This window comes from Geobacter hydrogenophilus (assembly GCF_018501225.1).
GTDB lineage: Bacteria > Desulfobacterota > Desulfuromonadia > Geobacterales > Geobacteraceae > Geobacter > Geobacter hydrogenophilus.
Window position 1 is genome coordinate 144440 of record NZ_JAHCZI010000002.1, and the last position, 19744, is coordinate 164183.

The 19744-nt window shown below is 62.1% G+C and carries 17 protein-coding genes and 2 riboswitches; all 17 genes read right to left on the minus strand.

The window, feature by feature from the left end:
* Positions 1 to 2: 2 nt before the first annotated feature.
* Positions 3 to 827 carry a CoA transferase gene (locus KI811_RS04220; protein WP_246551354.1) on the minus strand — a complete coding sequence of 275 codons (825 nt, stop codon included), beginning with the start codon at positions 825 to 827 and terminating at the stop codon, positions 3 to 5.
* 23 nt (positions 828 to 850) lie between these two features.
* Positions 851 to 1765, minus strand: coding sequence for an electron transfer flavoprotein subunit alpha/FixB family protein (locus KI811_RS04225; RefSeq protein WP_214185248.1), 915 nt, complete (start codon positions 1763 to 1765; stop codon positions 851 to 853).
* Positions 1766 to 1778: 13 nt separating this feature from the next.
* Positions 1779 to 2555, minus strand: coding sequence for an electron transfer flavoprotein subunit beta/FixA family protein (locus KI811_RS04230; protein WP_214185249.1), 777 nt, complete (start codon positions 2553 to 2555; stop codon positions 1779 to 1781).
* Positions 2556 to 2704: 149 nt separating this feature from the next.
* Positions 2705 to 4696, minus strand: a complete 1992-nt coding sequence (locus KI811_RS04235; RefSeq protein ID WP_214185250.1) for a heterodisulfide reductase-related iron-sulfur binding cluster — start codon at positions 4694 to 4696, stop codon at positions 2705 to 2707.
* A gap of 40 nt (positions 4697 to 4736) precedes the next feature.
* Positions 4737 to 5876 carry an acyl-CoA dehydrogenase gene (locus KI811_RS04240; RefSeq protein WP_214185251.1) on the minus strand — a complete coding sequence of 380 codons (1140 nt, stop codon included), beginning with the start codon at positions 5874 to 5876 and terminating at the stop codon, positions 4737 to 4739.
* Between the two features lie 89 nt (positions 5877 to 5965).
* A complete protein-coding gene (locus KI811_RS04245; RefSeq protein WP_214185252.1) occupies positions 5966 to 6748 on the minus strand; it encodes an enoyl-CoA hydratase-related protein in 783 nt (260 codons plus the stop codon).
* 60 nt (positions 6749 to 6808) lie between these two features.
* The gene (locus KI811_RS04250; protein WP_214185253.1) at positions 6809 to 7654 is read right to left on the minus strand and encodes a 3-hydroxybutyryl-CoA dehydrogenase; all 846 of its coding nucleotides are present in this window, start codon (positions 7652 to 7654) and stop codon (positions 6809 to 6811) included.
* 22 nt (positions 7655 to 7676) lie between these two features.
* Positions 7677 to 8852 (minus strand): thiolase family protein, encoded by a 1176-nt coding sequence (locus tag KI811_RS04255; protein WP_214185254.1) that lies wholly within the window; start codon positions 8850 to 8852, stop codon positions 7677 to 7679.
* A gap of 342 nt (positions 8853 to 9194) precedes the next feature.
* Positions 9195 to 10370 (minus strand): SpoIIE family protein phosphatase, encoded by a 1176-nt coding sequence (locus KI811_RS04260; protein WP_214185255.1) that lies wholly within the window; start codon positions 10368 to 10370, stop codon positions 9195 to 9197.
* Positions 10348 to 10956, minus strand: a complete 609-nt coding sequence (locus KI811_RS04265; RefSeq protein WP_214185256.1) for a nitrogen regulation protein NR(II) — start codon at positions 10954 to 10956, stop codon at positions 10348 to 10350. The genes KI811_RS04260 and KI811_RS04265 overlap by 23 nt, the downstream gene beginning before the upstream one ends.
* A 46-nt stretch (positions 10957 to 11002) precedes the next feature.
* Positions 11003 to 11380: a (2Fe-2S) ferredoxin domain-containing protein gene (locus tag KI811_RS04270; RefSeq protein ID WP_214185257.1), complete on the minus strand. Its 378-nt coding sequence runs from the start codon at positions 11378 to 11380 to the stop codon at positions 11003 to 11005.
* A 13-nt stretch (positions 11381 to 11393) separates the two neighbouring features.
* Positions 11394 to 12635, minus strand: a complete 1242-nt coding sequence (hydF, locus tag KI811_RS04275) for a [FeFe] hydrogenase H-cluster maturation GTPase HydF (RefSeq protein ID WP_214185258.1) — start codon at positions 12633 to 12635, stop codon at positions 11394 to 11396.
* Between the two features lie 28 nt (positions 12636 to 12663).
* A complete protein-coding gene (hydG, locus tag KI811_RS04280) occupies positions 12664 to 14079 on the minus strand; it encodes a [FeFe] hydrogenase H-cluster radical SAM maturase HydG (RefSeq protein WP_246551357.1) in 1416 nt (471 codons plus the stop codon).
* A gap of 42 nt (positions 14080 to 14121) precedes the next feature.
* Entirely contained in the window at positions 14122 to 15171 is a 1050-nt protein-coding gene (gene hydE / locus KI811_RS04285; protein WP_214185260.1) for a [FeFe] hydrogenase H-cluster radical SAM maturase HydE, read from the minus strand.
* A 17-nt stretch (positions 15172 to 15188) separates the two neighbouring features.
* Positions 15189 to 16946: an NADH-dependent [FeFe] hydrogenase, group A6 gene (locus tag KI811_RS04290; protein WP_214185261.1), complete on the minus strand. Its 1758-nt coding sequence runs from the start codon at positions 16944 to 16946 to the stop codon at positions 15189 to 15191.
* A 14-nt stretch (positions 16947 to 16960) separates the two neighbouring features.
* Complete coding sequence (locus tag KI811_RS04295; RefSeq protein WP_214185262.1) at positions 16961 to 18838, minus strand: NADH-quinone oxidoreductase subunit NuoF; 1878 nt, start codon at positions 18836 to 18838, stop codon at positions 16961 to 16963.
* A 1-nt stretch (position 18839) separates the two neighbouring features.
* Entirely contained in the window at positions 18840 to 19376 is a 537-nt protein-coding gene (locus KI811_RS04300; RefSeq protein ID WP_214185263.1) for an NADH-quinone oxidoreductase subunit NuoE family protein, read from the minus strand.
* A 57-nt stretch (positions 19377 to 19433) separates the two neighbouring features.
* A riboswitch (cyclic di-GMP riboswitch) is annotated at positions 19434 to 19510 on the minus strand.
* Between the two features lie 131 nt (positions 19511 to 19641).
* Positions 19642 to 19718, minus strand: a riboswitch (cyclic di-GMP riboswitch).
* Positions 19719 to 19744: the final 26 nt, after the last annotated feature.

The window sequence follows — 19744 nt, forward strand, 5'->3', positions numbered from 1 at the left end:
TCTCAGCTTCCGGCAACGACGATCGGAATATCCTGCTCCTGTCCCCATTCCTGCCATTCCCGGGCGCTCCGGCCGGCAAAGGCGGCGCGGTATTCTTCCCGAGTGCTCACTCCCAGTACCTTTTCGAGCCGGCTCTTGAAGTGGGGCTCCAGGGCTGCCAGAGCCACCCAGCCGTCTCGGGCCGCATAGATGTTGTATTCGGGAATGCCTCCGCCCAGGAGCGCCCCCGGCGCCGTGCTGCCGTAACGCAGGGGCTCGGCCATGGCTTCGGCCGCGCTGGAGAGGGCCACCTCGGCATAGCCTGCCTCCTGTCCCCGTTCCCGGCCGAGAAGGAGCGCCATGGCGGCCGAGACGGTCTGCTCGGCACCGGCCATGTCGGCAAGGAGGGTGCGGGGCATGTGGGGGGGATTGAGGAGCCCCAGAGAGGCCTGGTAGGTGAGGTCGTGGCCTGCCTCGTTCTCGCGGGGGGAGGGGTATCCGATGATGGCCACCTGGCAGAGTCGGGGGAATTTACGGTGAAGCTCCTCCCATCCTAGACCGAGGCGCGTCAAGGCTGCGGGTCGGCTGGCGGTGATGAGGAGATCGGCGGTTGCCAGCAGATCGCTGAGGCGGGTCAGACCCTCGGCACTCTTCAGGTCGATCCGGACAACCGTCTGGCCGTTGGCCATGTCCCGGTACCATGCTGGGTTGTACAGTTCCATGGGGTCGCCGGTTGGCGGCTCCACCTTCACGGCGGACGCCCCCAACTGCTGGAGGCGCCGGGCAGCGGCGGGGCCGGGAAGATTCACGGACAGGTTCACAATCACCATTCCCTCAAGGGGCTTCATGGTCCCTCCTCTGTTCGTCCGGTTCACTGCAGTTTGGCCGTCAGGGCCGGCACGAACTGCATCACGTCGGCCACCACGAGGACGTCGGCCACTTCGCCGATGGGGGCGTCCTTGTCCTTGTTGATGGCGACGACAAAGTCGGACTTTTTCATGCCTGCCAGATGCTGGATGGCTCCCGAGATGCCGCAGGCCACGTAGAGCTTGGGGCTCACGCTCTGCCCGGTGGTTCCCACCTGGTGGCTGTGATCCACCCAACCGGCATCCACCACCGGCCGGCTTGCACCCAACTCTCCGCCGAGGGCCTTGGCCAGGGCCTCGATGGTCGGGATATTGTCCTTTTTCCCCACCCCCCGGCCGGCGCTGACGATCACCTCGGCCCGGGTGAGATCCACATCCTTCTTCTCGGCGGGTTCGTAACCGACAAATTCCATCGGCGATGCCCCGTCGGCCGTGTCGATCCGCTCCACCCGGGGCGTCCCTTGGGGCGTATCCGAGGAACTGAAGGCGCCGGCCTGGATGGTGAGGACCGCCTTGCCGCTCTTTGGGACCACAGTGCGGCGCATCTTGGCGTTGCAGCATCCCACCTCGTAGCCGCCGTCCACGATGCCGACGATTTCCGACACCTGGCCGGCCCTGAGGGCCGCGGCCACCCGGGGCGCCAGATCCCAGCCGTAGGAGGAGTGGACGAAGACGATGCAGTCGGCGTTTTCCCGCTGGGCCGCATCGAGGACGAGCTTCTTGTGCACGTCGGGGTTGTACTCGCCGTGCTTTGCCGCGTCGGCCAGGTAGACCGTGGTGCTACAGGCGGGAAGGGCGCTGTCGCTCCCGATGAGGAACATCGCCTTCTCGGCGCCGAGCCGGTCGGCAAAGGCGAGGAGTTCGTAGGTAGAATCGAGAAGCTTTCCTTCCCGGTATTCGCAGACAAGCAGTGCTTTCATAGGTTTTCTCCTCTCACCGGAGTACGGTCGTTTTTTCTTTCAGTATCCCGTAGAGCTGCTCCACCAGGTTCCCCACATCGCCTTCCAGCACAATGCCGCCACCCTTCCGGGCGGGCGGGTAGAATCGGGCCGTGGACGCAACGGCCTCCTCCTTCAGCAGGTCGGCCACCGGGATGGCGAGGATCTCCTTCTTCTTGGCCTTCATGATGTTGGGAAGGGTAGGGTAGCGGGGGATATTGAGGCCCAACTGGCAGGTGACTACCGCGGGGAGCCTCAGCTTCGCGATCCCCTTGATTCCCCCCTCAAGCTCCCGCTTGGCGGTGATCACTCCGTCGGCATAGGCAAAGCCCACGAGGGTCGTGGCGCAGGCAAAGCCGAGGAGTTCCGCCACCAGCACTCCAACCTGGGCGGAGCCCCGGTCCTGGGACTGCATGCCCGTGAAGATGAGGTCGAATCCCTCGCCCTGGGCGAACTGGGTGATGATCGAAGCGATCTGCCAGGGGTCCTTTCCCTGGGGGGCGGGATCCTGGATGTGGGCTCCCCGGTCGCACCCCATGGCAAGGGCCTTCTTGATCGCCTCGTTCACCCGGTCGGGGCCAATGGAGAGGACCGTCACCTCCGGTTCATTCCCCAACTGCTCCTTGAGCTGCACCGCCTGTTCCACGGCGTATTCGTCGTACTCGTTCATCCGGAAGGCCAGGTCGGCCTCCTCGAACCAGGTGCCGCTGCCGTCGGGCTTGAAGCGGGATTCCATGTCGGGGACCTGTTTGACGCAGACAAGGATTTTCATGGGAACCTCCGATTTGTATGGGCGCCGCTTGCTGCGCCCATATTCATTCTTGGTTGAGACCCCCCTCAATCCCCCCTATCTTGTAGGGGGGAAGCGAGCATGGCGAGCAGGGGGGTAAACTCACTCTGGAGGCGCAGCAAGCGGCGCCCCTACGCTACGATTCTCTCCGCCACGATTTCCGCCAGATCCCGCACCCTCATGCTCTCCTCGAAACCGCCGGTCTTGATGCCGTCTTCGAACATGGTGAGGCAGAAGGGGCAGTTAGATACCATGAGCGGCGCGCCGGTATCTCCGGCCATGCGGACCCGCGCCTCGCTTATCTTTGTGCCGAGCTTCTCCTCGGCCAGGATCCGCCCGCCGCCGGCCCCGCAGCAGAAGCTGTCGCAGCCGGAGCGGTCCATCTCCCGCAGGTCGCCGCCGGCGGCTGCCAGAACGGCCCGGGGCTCTGCAAGGATGTCCTTGTAGCGGCCCAGGTAGCAGGAGTCGTGGTAGGTGAAGGCGAAGCGCTTCTGTTCGGGCGCCAGTGTGAGGCGACCGCTCTCCATGAGGCCGTGGATGAAAGTGGCGTAGTGCTCGGTTTCCAGCTCGAACCCCAGGTCCCGGTAGTCGCGGGAGAGGGTGTTGAAGCAGTGGGGGCAGGTGGTTACCACCTTCTTCGCGCCACTGGCCTTCATCAGTTCGATGTTCTCCTGGGCCACCATCTGGTAGAGATACTCGTTGCCGAGCTTTCTCACCGGTTCGCCGCAGCACTTCTCGTCCTTGCCGAGGATGCCAACCGTGATGCCGGCTGCGGCGCAGATCTTCACGAAGCTGCGGGCAACCTCCCGGTTCCGCTTGTCGAAGGAGGCGTAGCAGCCGGCGAAGTAGAGAATGTCCGCCTCTTCGCCGTCCGAAACCCGGGCCACGGGGAGCCCCTCGGCCCAGTCGCCCCGGCTGGCAAAGGCCAGGCCGAAGGGGTTGCCGTTCACCTCCACGTTGCTGACGGCGGTGCGGACCTCATCCCCGGGGAACTCGCCTTCCATGAGGGAGAGGCTGCGCCGCATCTCCAGGATCTTGTTCACGTGCTCGATCTCGGCCGGGCAGATGTCCTGGCAGGCGCGGCAGGTGGTGCAACTCCAGAGGACATCGGCGGTGACGGTCTCCACCAGGGAGGAGTCGGGGGCGGACCAGGCCGCTTCCCCCACCTGTTTTACCACCTTCATGGGGGAGAGTGGCTTCTCGGTGGCCCAGGCGGGGCAGCGGTCCTGGCAGCGCTTGCAGCTGGTGCAGGCATCGGCGTCGAAGATGTCCTTCCAGGTGAGGTCTGTCACCTTTGTGGCGCCGAACTGCTCCTGGCTCTCGTCCTCCATGTTGAGGGTGGCGATGGTACCCTTCTCCTCCAGGGGCGCGAAAAACGAGTTGATGCTGGTGGTCAGGATGTGGCGCAGCTTGGTGTAGGGGAGGGCGGCGATGAACCCGAGGACGAGACCGAAGTGGGTCCACCAGAGCACCGTGTGCATGGTGCGGATGGAATCGTCGGTGTAGCCGGTGAAGAGGTGGGCGAAGACGTACCCCACGGGGGAGAAACGGGCCAGGTCGGGATTCTGCTGCAACTCCGTGGCGGCCATGCGGGCCCCCTCTACACAGAAGCCGGTGATGAGGATGGCGAAGAGGAGCTGGTGGATGATCCGGTCGTCGTTGATGGTCTCAAGGCCTTCGGGCTTCATCACAAAGCGGCGGATGGAGAGGCCGGCCAGCATCAGGATGGCGCCGAGGCCCGCCAGGTCCAGCACCAGGGAGAAGGCCTTGTAGAACTCACCCTTGAGGATGTTCACGTCCATGAGGGGGGTGAAGAAATCGGCCTGGAGCATCACGATCAGCGTTCCGACAAAGAGGGTGAGAAATCCCCAGAAGAAGAGGGCGTGGGGGATGCCGCCGTCCTTCACCCGGGCGACCTTGCACTGACTGAGCACCGTGGAGATGAGGCGCTTCACTCTTTCGTCGTAGCGGTCGAACCGGTCGAGGGGCTTTCCCTGGCGCCAGACGGGGAGCCGCTTCCAGAAACCCCAGGCCAGGACGCCAAGGGCAGCAAAGGTGAGGAGGTACATGGGGATGACGACCCCGTGGCCGATGTTCCAGTAGATTTCTCGGGTGGCTTCCATGGTACCTCCTTCTTTCCCTGCCTTGAATCGTTTACCGTTCCTAGCTCAGCAACAGCTTCGAGATAACCACCCGCTGCACTTCGTTGGTCCCCTCGTAGATCTCGGTGATCTTGGCGTCCCGGTACATCCGTTCAACTTCGTAGTCGCAGATGAAACCGTAGCCGCCGTGGATCTGGATCGCCTGGTGAGAGACGAACGTGGCGGCCTCGGAGGCGAGCATCTTGCACATGGCCGACTCCATGGTGTAGTTCTTCTTGTTGTCCTTGAGCCACGCGGCCTTGTAGGTCATGAGCTTGCTGATCTCGATCTTTGCCCACATGTCGGCCAGCTTGAACTGGATCGCCTGGAGGTCGCAGATGGGGGCGCCGAACTGCTTCCGCTCCTTTGAGTAGGCGAGGGCCCGCTCGAAGGCCCCCTCGGCGATGCCGAGTGCCTGGGAGGCGATGCCGATCCGGCCGCCGTTCAGGGTATCCATGGCGATCTTGAATCCCTGGCCTTCCTGGCCAAGGAGGTTCTCCGCCGGGATGCGCACGTTATCCAGGGCAAAGGCGGTGGTGTAGCTGCCGCGGATGCCGAGTTTCTTCTCGTTCTTGAGAATTTCGACCCCATGGGAGCGGAGGTCGATGATGAAGGCCGACACCCCCTTGTGCTTGAGGCTCTTGTCGGAGGTGGCGAAGACCACGCCGGTCCCCCGGTAGCCGCCGTTGGTGATGAAAATCTTCGACCCGTTGAGGACGAATTCGTCACCTTCGCGACGGTAGGTGGTGGCGATGGCCCCGGCGTCAGAGCCCGCGTCGGGTTCGGTCAGGAGGAAGCAGCCGATGATGTCGCCGCTGTTCAGGGCCGGGAGCCACTTCTTCTTCTGCTCCTCGGTGCCGAAGGTGTAGATGGGGCCGCAGCAGAGGGAGGTGTGGGCCGAAATGAGGACACCGCTGGAACCGCACGCCTTGGAGACCTCCTCCACCACGATGGCGTAGGAGAGCATGTCGAGTCCGGCGCCGCCGTACTGCTCGGGGAGATAGCTCCCCATGAACCCCATCTCACCCATCTTCCGCACCAGGGTGTCGGGGATCTGATGCTCCTCATCAATCTGCGCGGCGATCGGCTTGATTTCTTTTTCGACGAAATCCCGCACGGCGTCCTGCAATACTCTGTGGTCCTGGCTCAGCTCGAAGTTCATGGCATCCTCCATTATTTCTGTAGGGGCGCTGCTTGCTGCGCCCGTTTTGAACGCCGTAAATGAGGGCGCAGCAAGCAGCGCCCCTACGATTACCGTCCCGCAAACGCCGCTTTCCGCTTCTCCACGAACGCCCCCATACCTTCCTTCTGGTCGGCGGTGGCGAACAGGACCCCAAAGAGGGAGGCTTCGTAGCGGAAGCCGTCTTCTTTACCCATGTTGAGCCCGTTGGCGATGGCGTTCTTGGCGTAGGTGACTCCCAGGGGGCCGACGCTGGCAATGGCGGCTGCGGTCTCCCGCGCTTTTACCAGAAGCTCTTCCGGGGCGAACACCTCGTTAACGATTCCCCACGCCTGGGCCTTGTCGGCGGTGATCATTCTGCCGGTGAAGATCAGCTCGTTGGCCCGGCTCTTGCCGATGAGGCGCGCCAGATTCTGGGTGCCGCCGAAACCGGGGATGATGCCAAGGGTCACTTCGGGGAAGCCGAGCTTCGCCTTTTCGGAGGCGTAGATGAAATCACACCCCAGGGCCAGCTCCAGCCCGCCGCCAAGGGCGAAGCCGTTCACCGCAGCGATGACCGGGGTCTTCATCTTCTCCATGGCCATCATGCAGTGTTGCCCCTTCAGGGCGAACTGGTGCCCTTCGAAGGAGGACATGGCCGCCATCTCCTTGATGTCGGCCCCGGCCACGAAAGCCTTGTCTCCGGCGCCGGTGAGGACCACCACCCGGACTGCCGGATCGTACTCCAGCTGATAGAAGGCTGAGGCCAACTCCGTCAGCACCTCGCTGTTCAGGGCATTGAGGGCCTGGGGGCGATTGACGGTGAGGGTGGCGACGCCGTCGGCGGTTTCGATGAGCAGGTTCTTGAATTCCATGGATCCTCCTGTAGGGGCGCATTGCATGCGCTTTGGGCGGACGCAGTCCGCCCCTACATGTTAATAGGTGTAGAAGCCCCGTCCCGACTTGCGTCCCAGATACCCCGCGTTCACCATCTTCACCAGGAGCGGGCAGGGGCGGTACTTCGGATCCTTGAAGCCGTCGTAGAGGACATTCATGATTGCCAGGCAGGTGTCGAGGCCGATGAAGTCGGCCAGGGTGAGGGGCCCCATGGGCTGGTTGGTGCCGAGCTTCATCCCTTTGTCGATGTCCTCGGCCGTGGCAATCCCCTCGTAGAGGGCGAAAACCGCCTCGTTGATCATCGGCATGAGAATGCGGTTGACGATAAAGCCGGGGTAGTCCTGGGAGACCGCCATTTCCTTTTCCAGTCTGGCCACCAGTTCGGCGGTGAGGCGGAAGGTGGCGTCGCTGGTGGCGTGACCACGGATGACCTCCACCAGCTTCATGACCGGCACCGGGTTCATGAAGTGCATGCCGATGACCTTGTCGGGACGCTTGGTTACCGAGGCGATCTTGGTGATGGGGATGGACGAGGTGTTTGATGCCAGGATGGCGCTTGGCTGGACGATATCATCCAGTTTGCGGAAGATGTCCAGCTTGAGGGGTTCGTGCTCCGTGACCGCCTCCACGCAGAAATCACAGCCGGCGAGATCGGTCATGTTCTTCGTGGTCAAGATCCTCCCAACAGTCTCGCCTACCAGCGTTTCGGGGATCACCCCCTTCTTGGCTTGACGCTCCAGGTTCTGCCTGATGGTGGACACCGCCTTTTCGAGCTGAAGCTCCGCGATGTCGTAGAGCACCACGTCATAACCGAACTGTGCAAACACGTGGGCAATGCCGTTTCCCATCTGACCTGCGCCGAGCACACCGATTTTCTTGATCATTTCACCCTCCAGAGTTTTTTCTTTAGACCCGCTCGAAGATGACCGCCACCGCCTCGCCGCCGCCGATGCAGAGGGTGGCAAGGCCATAGCGCTTCTGCCGCCGGTGGAGCTCCCGGATGACCGTGGCCGCCAGCCGTCCGCCGCTGGCGCCGATGGGGTGGCCGATGGCGCAGGCGCCGCCGTTGACGTTCACCTTGTCCAGGGGGAGACCGAGCCCCTTGATGGCCAGAAGGGCCACGGAGGCGAAAGCCTCGTTGATCTCGAAGAGGTCGATGTCGGCAATGGTCAGTCCGGCTTTTGCGCAGACCTTCTCAATGGCGCCGATGGGAGCCTCGGGGAAGTTGTCGGGATGGCGGCTTTCCGTAGCCGTGGCCACGATGCGTGCCTTGGGGGTGAGGTTATGCTTCTTAAGGCCGTCGGCATCGGTCAGCAGAGCTAGGGCCGCGCCATCATTGATGGTCGAGGCGTTGCCGGCGGTGATGGTGCCGTCCTTCTTGAAGACCGCCCGCAGCGAAGGCAGCTTGCTCGGGTCACCCTTGAAGGGCTCTTCGTCTGAGGCGAGGGTTTCGTCCCCCTTTTTTCCCTTCTTCACCACCGGCACGATCTCGTCGGCAAACACTCCTCCGTTCACCGCAGCCTGGGCCAGTTCGTAGGAGCGCCGGGCAAATTCGTCCTGCTCCTCCCGAGAGAGGTTGCCCCGTTCCGCGCTCGCTTCGCCGATTTCCCCCATATGGCGGCCGGTGTAGGGGTCCTGAAGACCGTCGTAAATCAACAGGTCCAGAATTTCTCCATGCCCCATGCGGTAGCCGCTGCGGGCCTTCTTGAGGAAGTAGGGGGCGAGGGACATGTTCTCCATGCCGCCGGCAACCACCAGTTGGGATTCGCCGAGGCGGATGCTGTCAGCGCCGAGCATGATTGCCTTGAGGCCGCTGCCGCAGACCTTGTTGATGGTCAGGGCATGGGCCGAGTCGGGTATTCCGGCCCCGCGCATGGCTTGGCGGGCCGGGGCCTGGCCACAGCCGCCGGAGAGGACCTGTCCGACGATTACTTCATCCACCGTGCCGGGGGCGAGTCCGGCCTTTGCCAGAAGTCCCGTCATGACGGTGGCGGCCAGTTTGGGGGCTTCCACGTCGGCCAGCATGCCGGAAAATGAACCAAACGGTGTTCTCAGGGCATCAACCACAAACACATCTTTCATCGCTTCCCTCCGGGTTGCAGATTTGTCCTAAGCTTATATCTATTTTACGTGCATGTCAACATAATATAAAACGCCTTTATATAACTAAATAGTTATTCATTCGGCGAATGGATATAATTATGTAATACAAGATAGTTGCACGTATAAAAAGGTATGTATAAAAAATAGGGGTTTGCGTGGTGATGAATTATGTGACGTTAAGGTAAGGTGTGGTGAAGAATAAAAAAGGTAGCTCTCTGGCTGCCCTGAAGTGATGCTCAATAGTGAACAGGTAATGAAAAGGCCGGTGCTTCCTCTCTGCCGGGGCGCCTGTTCGTACGGCAGCGTGGCTCCCGCGCCATGTCAGATGTACCGGATGCGAACATCCTTGAGATGTCTCTCCTCGAGCACTTTCGCGATGCGTTTGACGATGGAGCGGCGGATTTCCAGTTCAGGGGGGTGGCTCGGATCCTGGTGTGCTTCGTTGATCCGGGTGCCGACCACGAAGTCGATGTGGTCGCTTTCCTTCAGCAGATCGAAGAGTCGGGAAGCGGCGTCGCCCCGTCCCGGGAGGAATTTCTGTTCGAGGAGTTGGGCGACCCTCGTGAGGGTGAGAATTCCCTCGGTTACCAGGTCTACCCCCTTCATCCGTGATGTGGGGGGTACCTCCATGGTGCATGTGTCGAGGTTGGTGGTGATGTCGCGGCCCAGTTCCCGTGCGACGATCTCCGCCGTCGTCCCTCCGCAGATGGCCGTGTGACCGTCGAAGGAGTCGAGGAGGTGGGCGATCTCACCGTCGCGATCCCGGGCAAAAGGGGGGCCCGACAGCACCAGCAGGCGGCGGGGAATGCGGAACGAGAAAACCGCGGCACTCATGTCGTCCCGGGCACGGCGGTCAGGCTCCTGACGGAGCGCCTCGTTCATGATTTGTTGCGCAAGGGATCCCGACGAGATGTCGGGATCGCGCCGCACCTGATCTGCTGCAAACCTCAGGCATCCATCCCGTTGCCAGCCGAGTTTAAGGGGTTCCGTTCCGAGGCCCGCCTGGGTGATTCCGTCGGTGACGGTCACAAGGCGGTCTCCGGGACGCGGCTGAAGTGTGGAGATACGCATGACCCGGTCCTGTCGTCGTCTGGAAGCGACGCTTGTGTGCTCCATTTCCACCGCCTCCCCGTTGCGGATCAGAATGAACGGAGGGTTGTCCATCTCGATGATGCGGATACCGGCCTCATCCCGAGTGTCGACAATGGTGAAGGTCGCATACCCGATCGTGCGCAGCTTACAGGTAGGCAACGCATCCATCATGGTTTCCGCCGTCCGGGTGAGCTCGCAGTTGCCGGCCGTCAGGCGAAGTGCCATGGCCGCGGTCATGGTCGAGAGGATACTTGCCTTTACTCCCTTTCCGAGGCCGTCGGAGAGAACCGATATCACGCCTCCACGCCCGGCGATCTTTTGCGATCTGAAGGTGTCTCCGCACAGGGTCTCACCGTGCATCCTGCGTTGGCGGCATTCGATTTCAATCACAAGGTCGTCGGTCATGGTTTCCCGCCGGGGTAGTTCTCGTTTCCGTCCCCTTGTCCTGCGCGACATTCCCGTCAGCCAGGGACCGCAGCAGGATTTCCGTGTCGGCCATGCTTTCGCCAAGGCGACACGCCACTTCCTGGACCAGTTCCAGGTGCCTGTGAATGACCTCCTGCGCCAGGTGGGCGATCTGGGCGCGGGAGATCTCGGCGCTGGTGACATCCCTGACGATGCCCCCAACGAGCCGATGGGGGTCGATGGTGAAAATGATGGTGGAATATATTCTGTCTTCCACCTGCAGTGTTTCCCGACGGGCATCCTCACCTGTATCCAGAACCGATCGGAAGCGCTCGGCAAAGGGAATGAGCCGATCGAGCCGCGCCCCCGCAAGACCAGGCCGCGACTGGTAAACGGAGAGGGTGTCTTCGTCGAACATTCGGGAAAAGGTCTCATTGCATTCAACAACCTTCAGGTCGGCATCCACGAATACCGCACCGGCCCCCATGTGACGCAGCAGCGCATCCAATTTTCTTTCGCTCTGACTGCGAAGCTGGACCGGGCACATCGGCGGTTCCGTGCGGCCGTCGCTCAGTGCCCAGTCCATATCCCGTAAGATATCGCAGTCGCAGCGGCCACAGGAGGCCCACCGCTCAGGTATGGCAGCAGCCTCTTCCCTTCTGAAACCGCTCGTCTCGGCCGGACAGTGTCGGAGGCAGGTGGCGCACCTCCGGCACTCGGTCTTTTCGGAGTGAGCCGCTAAATGATGATTCATGGGCACCTTCCTTGCGGTTTCCCAGATACTGATTCAGAAGATCGAGCAGCACTCCCCGGTCGACCCCCACAAAGAGCCGGTTGTCGATACGGATAGCTGGCCCCCTGGTGCACTCTCCTGCGCAGCGGCAACCCGCCAGATTCACTTCTGCTTCAATGCCGTTGTAGTCGATATAGGATCTGATCAGCCCGAGGTTTATCCGGTTGCCGCGGCTGAAGCAGGAACTTCCCATACAAATGGTGATGGTTGTTTTCACGGTACACCTCCTTTCAGGCCGCCGCGTCCTGCCCATGGCGGCGGCAAATGTCTCGTGCCTCCTGGAACGGACCCAGAGCCCGCGGAAGTATCCCCAGGGAGAACGCGATCGTCATCCCGTAGTTGCTGATCGGCACTCCGGCCCTCCGGCAACGCACGATGCGCGAGAGTATTTCCCTGCGGTTCATCATGCAGGCCCCGCACTGCACCACGAATTGGTACGGGTTCAGGTCGTCGGGGAAGTCGTGCCCTTGAACGTGGGTGAACTCCAGACGTCCCCCCACGTACTGCTGGAGCCAGGCGGGAATCTTTTCCCGGCCGATGTCTTCTTCGATCGGGTGGTGAGAGCACGATTCGCAGACCAGCACATGATCCCCGGTCCGGAGCCGGTCGATGGCTATGGTCCCCTGGACCAGCTCGTTGAGATCTCCCTTGCTGCGGGCATAGAGAATGGAGAAGGAGGTCAGCGGCACGCTGTCCGGGGTAGCGGCGGCCACCTCCCGGAAGGCCTGGGAGTCGGTGACCACCAGCGCCGGTGGGCGATTGAGGCGGTCGAGGGCACTACGCAGCTCCTGTTCCTTGACCACCAAGCAGCAGGCGTCATTGTCCAGAATGTCCCGTATGGTCTGCACCTGGGGAAGGATGAGGCGCCCCTTGGGGGCCTCCTTGTCGATGGGGACCACCAGGACGATGAGCTCGCCCGGGGGAACCAGGTCGCCGACAATGGGGGGGGCGTTGATATAATCATCGGGGACCGTTCGGACAAGGACCTCACGGAGGTCGTCGAGCCCCTCTCCCCCCGTGGCTGAGGTATGGACCCAGGGAAGCTCCAGCACTTTGAGCCGGTCGAGCAGGGCGTCATCGGGACGGGCCACGTCGGCCTTGTTGAACACTACGATGACGGATATCCCGCGGCTGCGCAGTTCCTCCAGGATGGTTTCCTCGAACAGCCCCCAACCACCGTCGCCGGCTACGATGATCCCCACATCAGTACGGTCGAATACCTGCCGGGTGCGCCTGATGCGCATCTCGCCAAGAGCGCCGACGTCGTCGACGCCGGCCGTGTCGATGAAGAGGACCGGTCCGATGGGCTGCAGTTCCATGGCCTTGTCCACCGGGTCGGTGGTGGTGCCTGCAACGGCGGAGACGATGGAGACGGATTGGCGGGTGAGGGCGTTGAGAAGCGACGATTTTCCGACGTTGCGTCGGCCGAACAGGCCGATATGTAAACGAAATCCTTTGGGTGTGGTCTTCATTGCTCTTTCCTTTGCTGTTCCCGGAACCTCAGAAATAACAGTCCCTGCTCTTGTTCTGCCGTATGGCGGAAAGTCGTCCGCATAGTGTTTCTTTGAAATCCCCATCTTCCAGTTTTTGCAGTTCTCTGGCCACCAGTGCCTCTCCCACGCTCTGCGTTTCGGGGGACGCGTAATCCTCCAGATATTCCTGCAGCGTCAGGAGGGCGTTGGGGGTGCAGAACTCCTTGATGAAGCCGGGGATGCTGAACTCCATGAAATGCTCGCCGGTGCGACCGCTGCGATAGCAGGAGGTGCAAAAGCTGGGGAGATATCCGTCCCTCATCAGTTCGGCCATGACCTCATCCAGGGACCGGATGTCACCGAGGGAAAACTGTTCCCGCTCCATGACCTGGGCATCACCGGCCTCGGTGTATCCCCCAAGCTCGATCCGGCTGCCGGCGTCGATCTGCGATACCCCGAAGGCCATCAGAGAACGCCGCACGTCCGGGTTTTCACGGGCCGTCAGGATGAGTCCGGCATAGGGGACGGCGAGGCGCAGGATTGCGATGATCCTCTTGAAGTCGTAGTCGTCGACCAGGTGCCGTGAGTCCGACTTGACCCCATGGGCCGGCCGAAGACGCGGGAAGCTGATGGTGTGGGGGCCAACCCCGTAGTGGTGCTGCAGGTGGAGGGCGTGGCTGACCAGTCCCAGTACCTCGAAGCGCCAGTCGAAGAGTCCGAAGAGCACGCCGAGCCCCACGTCGTCGAGGCCGGCCTCCATGGCACGCCCCAGCCCGTGGAGGCGGTAGAGGTAATCCGCCTTCGGAGTTTTTTTGCCGTGAACCCTGGTGTAGGTGGAGTGATGGTAAGTCTCCTGGAAGATCTGGTAGGTGCCGATCCCCGCCTCCTTGATGGTGGCGTACCCCTCGTGGTCAAGGGGGGCGGCGTTGATGTTGACCCGCCGGATCTCGCCATGGCCTGATTTCGTGGCATAGACGGTCCGGACGGTGTCGGCAATGAAACGGGGGTCGTAACGCCTGTGCTCGCCAAATACCAGGATGAGCCGCTTGTGCCCGTTTTCTTCCAGGGCGATCACCTGCTCTCGAACCTCCTGCTCCGTCAGGGTACGGCGCACCGCGCCGGTGTTGGAGCGCTTGAACGAGCAGTAGGAGCAGTCGTTGACGCAGTTGTTGCCGATGTACAGCGGTGCAAAGAGGACGATCCGGTTGCCGTACACCTTCTGCTTGAGGCGGCTGGCGGCCGCGAAGATCTCCTCCACCAGTTCCGGGTCGTCGGCCATGACCAGGGCGGCGGTTTCTTCAACGGTCAGGGGTTCCTTGGAGAGGCTCTTGGCGATAATCTCCCGGATGCGTACGGCGTCGGAACGCTGTCTAAGGAGCATTCCCAACAGGTGGTCGTCATTGATGAAATCGCAGTGTTTCGATGATAGTTTGAGTGCTGGCATGCCACACATGGTTCACCTCGTTTAATGTCAGACTTTACGGGTTTACGCGGCCCGTTTCCGCCTTGGCGAGTCCCCCCGGCCGCTGCCCACGGTTCTGCCAATGGCGTTGATCCGTCCGGCCATGCAGCTGCGGCATTGGTGGGCGGTTTCGTCGATGCAGGCCTTTGCCGGATAGATCTCGTACTGGGCGCGATACTGTTGCGGCGTCAGATTCGGCATGAGAACGTTCCCCCCCCGCATCAGCCCCAACTCCCTTCCCTGGGCCAGGTTCAGAGTGGCGAGGGCGGAGGTGGCGGGGATGTTCGCCCGGGGGCAGACCATACGGGTCAGGGCCATGACCCGGTAGGTCATGGCCTCGCTGTTGGGAACCTGCTCCCCGGCCAGCGTGATAGGCGCCCCTTCCGCCCTCCCGAGGGGGGTAGCAGGGTGGGGGATGAAGGGGCCGACACCAATCATGTCGAAATCGAGGATCTGGAAGATTTCAATATCCGCAGCCAGATCGTCATAGGTCTGGCCAGGGATGCCGATCATGATGCCGCTGCCGATCTCGAAACCGAGTTCCTTCAGGGTGTGGAACAGGGCGAACCGATCGGAGTGCCTCCCCGGCAGGGGAGGGTGGATGGCGTCATAGAGAACCCTGTTGGAGGTCTCGAAGCGGAGCAGGTAGCGATCCGCTCCTGCATCCCGCCATGCCGCGAACTCCTCGTCACTGCGCTCGCCCAGGCTCAGGGTGACGGCCAGGGGGGTCTCCCCCTTGATTCGCCGGATCACCCCTGCCATCCAGTCACGGCTGATTCCGTAGTCTTCCCCCGCCTGCAGAACCACCGTGCCGTACCCGAACGCCACAGCCTGATGGGCGCAGGCCATGATCTCCTCTTCCGTCATCCGGTAGCGTCCGACTTCGGAGTTTTCCACCCGGAGCCCGCAGTAGCGGCAGCTTCTCACGCAGCAGTTGGATATCTCCAGCAGGCCCCGCAGATGCACCTCGTCGCCCACATTGCGGCGGCGCACTTCGTCGGCCCGGAGCCACAACTCCTCCAGACGGCTTTCATCACCGGTCTTCAGCCAGTCGCGAATCTCATCTCTTGTCATGATTTATCTCGCTTTTTCTACAGCCCCGGTCTCGCCTGGTAGTGGGTATGGAGGAGTTCATGGGCCTTCTCTCCCAGGGGCTCGCCGAGAAACGTCCGGTACAGCTCCTGGATATGGGGATTTTCGTGGGACTTGCGCAGGGGCTTGCCGCAGTCATCCCGGTAGAGGGCAGCGGTTCTCATTTCCAGCAGCTCCTCCCGCCCCTGGTGATAGGGCTGGCCCCCGCCGCCGATGCAGCCGCCGGGACAGGACATGACCTCGATGGCGTGGAACTCTTCCTCGCCGGCACGGATTCTCTCCATGAGGGTTCGGGCATTCCCCAGCTTGTGTACAACCCCCACCTTCAGCTCCACCTCGCCGACTTTAACCGTGGCGCTCCTGACCCCTTCGACACCGCGCAGTTCCTGGAAGTCAATCCTGGGGAGTTCGCGGCCGGTGGCGACTTCGCAGGCGGTTCTGACTGCCGCCTCGAGAACCCCGCCGGTGGCGCCGAAGATGACGGCGGCGCCAGTCGATTCTCCCAGGGGCTGATCGAATTCACCGTCGGCAAGGGTGGCGAAGTCGATGTTGGCCCCCCGGATCATCCGCGCCAGCTCCCGGGTGGAGAGGACGTAATCGACGTCGGGGTTCCCGCCGACGGCGAACTCGGGGCGCGCCGCCTCAAACTTCTTGGCCAGGCACGGCATGATGGAGACAACCACCATCTTCTCCCGGGGGATGCCGATCGTTTCCGCGAAGAAGCTCTTGGCCACGGCTCCGAACATCTGCTGGGGAGACTTGGCCGTTGAGGGGAGGTGGAGCAGGTCGGGGAACTGGTGTTCGAAAAATTTGACCCAGGCCGGGCAGCAGGAGGTCAGAATCGGCAGTTTGACCGATTCGTCCCCTGCCAGGTGCCGGTTCAGGCGGTCGAGGAGCTCGCTCCCTTCCTCCATGATGGTGAGGTCGGCAGTGAAATTGGTGTCGAAGACATGGTCAAAGCCCAGTTCCCGGAGGGCGGAGACCATCTTTCCGGTCACGAGTGTTCCCGGCTCCATACCGAAAGGCTCGCCGAGGGCTGCCCTCACGGCCGGCGCGGTTTGAACCACCACCACCTTCTCCGGATCGGCAAGGGCCGCCAGAACCTCGGCGGTCTGGTCCTTCTCCATCAATGCCCCGACCGGGCAGACCGCCACACACTGGCCGCAGTTGGTGCAGACGGTTTCGCCGAGGGGGAGGTCATAGGGTGGGGCGACCACGGAGTCGAACCCCCGGTTGACCCCCGTCAGAACCTTGCACCCCTGCACCTGGTTGCACATGGTCTCGCAGCGCCTGCACATGATGCACTTGTCCATGTCCCTCACGATGGCAGGAGAATGGTCCTTGGGATAGGTGGAGATGGTCCCCTGGAAGCGGACTTCCCGCAGGCCGAACTTCTCCGCCAGATCCTGCAGCCCGCATTGGCCGGACTTGGCGCAGACGAGACAATCCCGGGGATGGTCGGAGAGGAGGAGTTCCAGCACGGCCTTTCTGGCAACGAGGACCCGCGGCGAGTGGGATTTCACCACCATCCCCTCAGCAACGGGGGTCGCGCAGGCCGGGGCGAGGTTCCTGCGTCCCTCAACCTCCACCACGCAGACCCGGCACGATGCCGGCTGGTTCTTCACCTCCATCGTGTGGAGATCCAGGTGGCAGAGGGTAGGGATCCCGATGCCGAGCCCCTGGGCCGCCTCCAGAATAGTGGTCCCCGGGGGAACCGCCGTTACTTTGTTATCTATGGTTATGTTCACTGTGGTCATGGTCGTGAAACCTCCTAGGCACTGGCTATTGCAGCAAACTTGCATTTATCGACGCACTCCCCGCACTTGGTGCAGACGTCCGCATCGATGCGAAAAAGGCTCTTCGGCGTGCCGGAGATGGCCCCAGACGGACAGGCCCGGGCGCAGAGGGAGCATCCAACGCACCGGTCAGCGGCAATGGAGTACTGCAGGAGGGAGGTGCAGGCCCCGGCCGGGCAGCGTCCCTCGTTCACATGGGCCATGTATTCGTCCTCGAAATACTCCAGGGTGCTCAGCACCGGGTTGGGAGCGGTCTGCCCGAGCCCGCACAACGCCGTATCCTTGATGGTGGCGGCCAAGGTGCGCAGGGTCGCCATATCCTCGGGGACCCCCTTCCCCTGGGTGATCCTCTCCAGGATTTCATGCATCCGCTTGGAGCCCACGCGGCAGGAGGTGCACTTGCCGCAGGACTCGTCCATGGTGAATTCCAGGTAGAACTTGGCCAGGTTGACCATGCAGTCGTCTTCGCTGAGGACGATCATTCCCCCCGAGCCCATCATGGAGCCGATGGCGCTCAGGGATTCAAAATCAATGGGTGTATCGAGGAAGCGGGCAGGGATGCAGCCCCCGGAGGGGCCACCGGTCTGCACCGCCTTGAACCGGCGGCCGTTCCTGATGCCGCCGCCGATGTCATAGATGATTTCCCGCAGAGTCGTCCCCAGGGGAACCTCCACGAGCCCCACGTTACTGATCTTGCCAGCCAGGGCGAACACCTTGGTCCCCTTGGATTTCTCGGTGCCGATCCCCCGGTACCATCCGGCCCCCCGCAGAACGATGGAAGGGATGTTGGCCAGGGTCTCCACGTTGTTGACGTTGCTCGGCTTCCCCCAGTACCCCTTCTCGGCGGGGAAGGGGGGCTTGGTGGTCGGCTCTCCGCGCTTGCCTTCCATGGAGCGGATAAGGGCGGTTTCCTCGCCGCAGACAAAGGCGCCGGCCCCGAGTTTTATCTCGATATCGAATCCGAAGCCTCTTCCCAGGATGTTGGCGCCGAGAAGCCCGCAGTTCCTTGCCTGCTCCAGCGCCGTTTCCAGGCGCTGAATGGCGAGGGGGTACTCGGCCCGGATGTAGACGAGCCCTTTGCTGGCGCCGATGGCGTAGCCGCCGATGGCCATGGCCTCGATCACCGAGTGGGGGTCCCCCTCCATGATCGCCCGGTCCATGAAGGCACCGGGATCCCCCTCGTCGGCGTTGCAGATGATGTATTTCTGGTCCGCCGCCTGGGCCCGGGCGATGTCCCACTTGACGCCGGTGGGGAAGCCTCCGCCGCCCCGGCCCCGCAGCCCCGACTCCTTGATCAGGAGACAGACCTCTTCGGGAGTCATGTCAGTCAGCGCAGTGCCAAGGGCCTGGTACCCCTGGTTAGCCAGGTATTCCTCGATAGACTCGGGATTGATGAAGCCGCAGTTGCGCAGGGCGATCCGCATCTGCTTGCCGTAAAAAGAGATGTCGCTCTGTCGTTGAACCCTGGCGTTCACGCTCGGCTCCTCGAACAGCAGGCGCTCCACGGGCGCGCCTTCCAACACGTGGCGCTCAATGATCTCCCTGGCGTCATCCGCCTTGACTTCAACGTAGAAGACGTTATCGGGGTGGACCTTGACGATGGGCCCCTTCTCGCAGAAACCGAAACAGCCCGTGATCTGTGCCCGAACCTCCCGTTCCAGGCCATGCTCCCTGAGAACGGAGTTGAGGTTCTTTACCAGCTGTTCGCTCTCCGATGCCTGGCACCCGGTGCCGCCGCAGACGAGGATATCCCTCGTCTGTGGGTCGTTCTCTTCCGTGTTGCGCAATGCGAGAAGCGGTGCCAGCCGTTCGTGACGTGCCTTCAGTTCTTCGAATGATCCGATTCTCTTCATATCAATGTACCTCTTTGTTTTTGTATTCAGTCAGGATCTCCTTCACCTGGTTCGCAGTGGTGATTTTCCCGTAGACCTTCTCGCCCACCATGACCACGGGCGCCAGCCCGCAGGCCCCGACACAACGAAGGGCGTCGATGGAAAAGAGGCCATCGGCGGAAACCTCTCCGACCCTTACCCCAAGCTCCTTCTGAAGGGCCTCCAACGCCTCTCCTGCCCCCTTGACGAAGCAGGCGGTCCCCATGCAGACCGAAATGGGATGCTTCCCTTTTGGCTCCATGGTGAAAAAGGAATAGAAGCTGACCACTCCATAAACCGCAGCCCGCGATTCACCCATGCGCTGGGCAACAAACTCCTGAACCTCCCGCGGCAGGTAACCGAAGAGGCTCTGGGCCTTGTGGAGCACGCTCACCAGTTGCCCCTCCTTTTGCGGCAGCCTGTCGATGAAGGTGTCGAGCTCGCCGCACAGGCGGGCCGACAATCCCGTGACGCCCCCTCCGCAGCACTGTTCGCTATTCTGAGATGGAATGACTTGCATGATTTGTTCTCCTTTCATTGAATAAAAAAAGCCGAGTCTCCGAATATCCTGTGATATTTCGGCGACCCGGCTGTCTCGGTGAGACCCTGTAGGCTTTCCGTCCCACCCTCGCAGATGGTTTAGTATTGTCGATATCGCTCCGTCGCGATGACGGAATGCTTCTGTGTAGCGTTGGATCCTTACAGGGGCCAATCCCTGGCCCGTCTCCCCTCCATGGGCGTCCCGGAAACAAAAAAAGCCGGGTACCGAAAATCTGGATAGATAGTTCGGCGACCCGGCTGTCTCAGTGAGACCCTGTAGGCTTTCCGTCCCACCCTCGCGGGTGGTTTAGTATTATCGTGTATCTCCGTGCAAAAAATATGTGTCGT

Excerpts from the sequence above, each read along its gene's own strand:
- KI811_RS04220 (WP_246551354.1), bottom strand. The coding sequence starts at position 827 with ATGAAGCCCCTTGAGGGAATGGTGATTGTGAACCTGTCCGTGAATCTT.
- KI811_RS04225 (WP_214185248.1), bottom strand. The coding sequence starts at position 1,765 with ATGAAAGCACTGCTTGTCTGCGAATACCGGGAAGGAAAGCTTCTCGAT.
- KI811_RS04230 (WP_214185249.1), bottom strand. The coding sequence starts at position 2,555 with ATGAAAATCCTTGTCTGCGTCAAACAGGTCCCCGACATGGAATCCCGC.
- KI811_RS04235 (WP_214185250.1), bottom strand. The coding sequence starts at position 4,696 with ATGGAAGCCACCCGAGAAATCTACTGGAACATCGGCCACGGGGTCGTC.
- KI811_RS04240 (WP_214185251.1), bottom strand. The coding sequence starts at position 5,876 with ATGAACTTCGAGCTGAGCCAGGACCACAGAGTATTGCAGGACGCCGTG.
- KI811_RS04245 (WP_214185252.1), bottom strand. The coding sequence starts at position 6,748 with ATGGAATTCAAGAACCTGCTCATCGAAACCGCCGACGGCGTCGCCACC.
- KI811_RS04250 (WP_214185253.1), bottom strand. The coding sequence starts at position 7,654 with ATGATCAAGAAAATCGGTGTGCTCGGCGCAGGTCAGATGGGAAACGGC.
- KI811_RS04255 (WP_214185254.1), bottom strand. The coding sequence starts at position 8,852 with ATGAAAGATGTGTTTGTGGTTGATGCCCTGAGAACACCGTTTGGTTCA.
- KI811_RS04260 (WP_214185255.1), bottom strand. The coding sequence starts at position 10,370 with ATGACCGACGACCTTGTGATTGAAATCGAATGCCGCCAACGCAGGATG.
- KI811_RS04265 (WP_214185256.1), bottom strand. The coding sequence starts at position 10,956 with ATGGACTGGGCACTGAGCGACGGCCGCACGGAACCGCCGATGTGCCCG.
- hydF (WP_214185258.1), bottom strand. The coding sequence starts at position 12,635 with ATGAAGACCACACCCAAAGGATTTCGTTTACATATCGGCCTGTTCGGC.
- hydG (WP_246551357.1), bottom strand. The coding sequence starts at position 14,079 with ATGCCAGCACTCAAACTATCATCGAAACACTGCGATTTCATCAATGAC.
- hydE (WP_214185260.1), bottom strand. The coding sequence starts at position 15,171 with ATGACAAGAGATGAGATTCGCGACTGGCTGAAGACCGGTGATGAAAGC.
- KI811_RS04290 (WP_214185261.1), bottom strand. The coding sequence starts at position 16,946 with ATGACCACAGTGAACATAACCATAGATAACAAAGTAACGGCGGTTCCC.
- KI811_RS04295 (WP_214185262.1), bottom strand. The coding sequence starts at position 18,838 with ATGAAGAGAATCGGATCATTCGAAGAACTGAAGGCACGTCACGAACGG.
- KI811_RS04300 (WP_214185263.1), bottom strand. The coding sequence starts at position 19,376 with ATGCAAGTCATTCCATCTCAGAATAGCGAACAGTGCTGCGGAGGGGGC.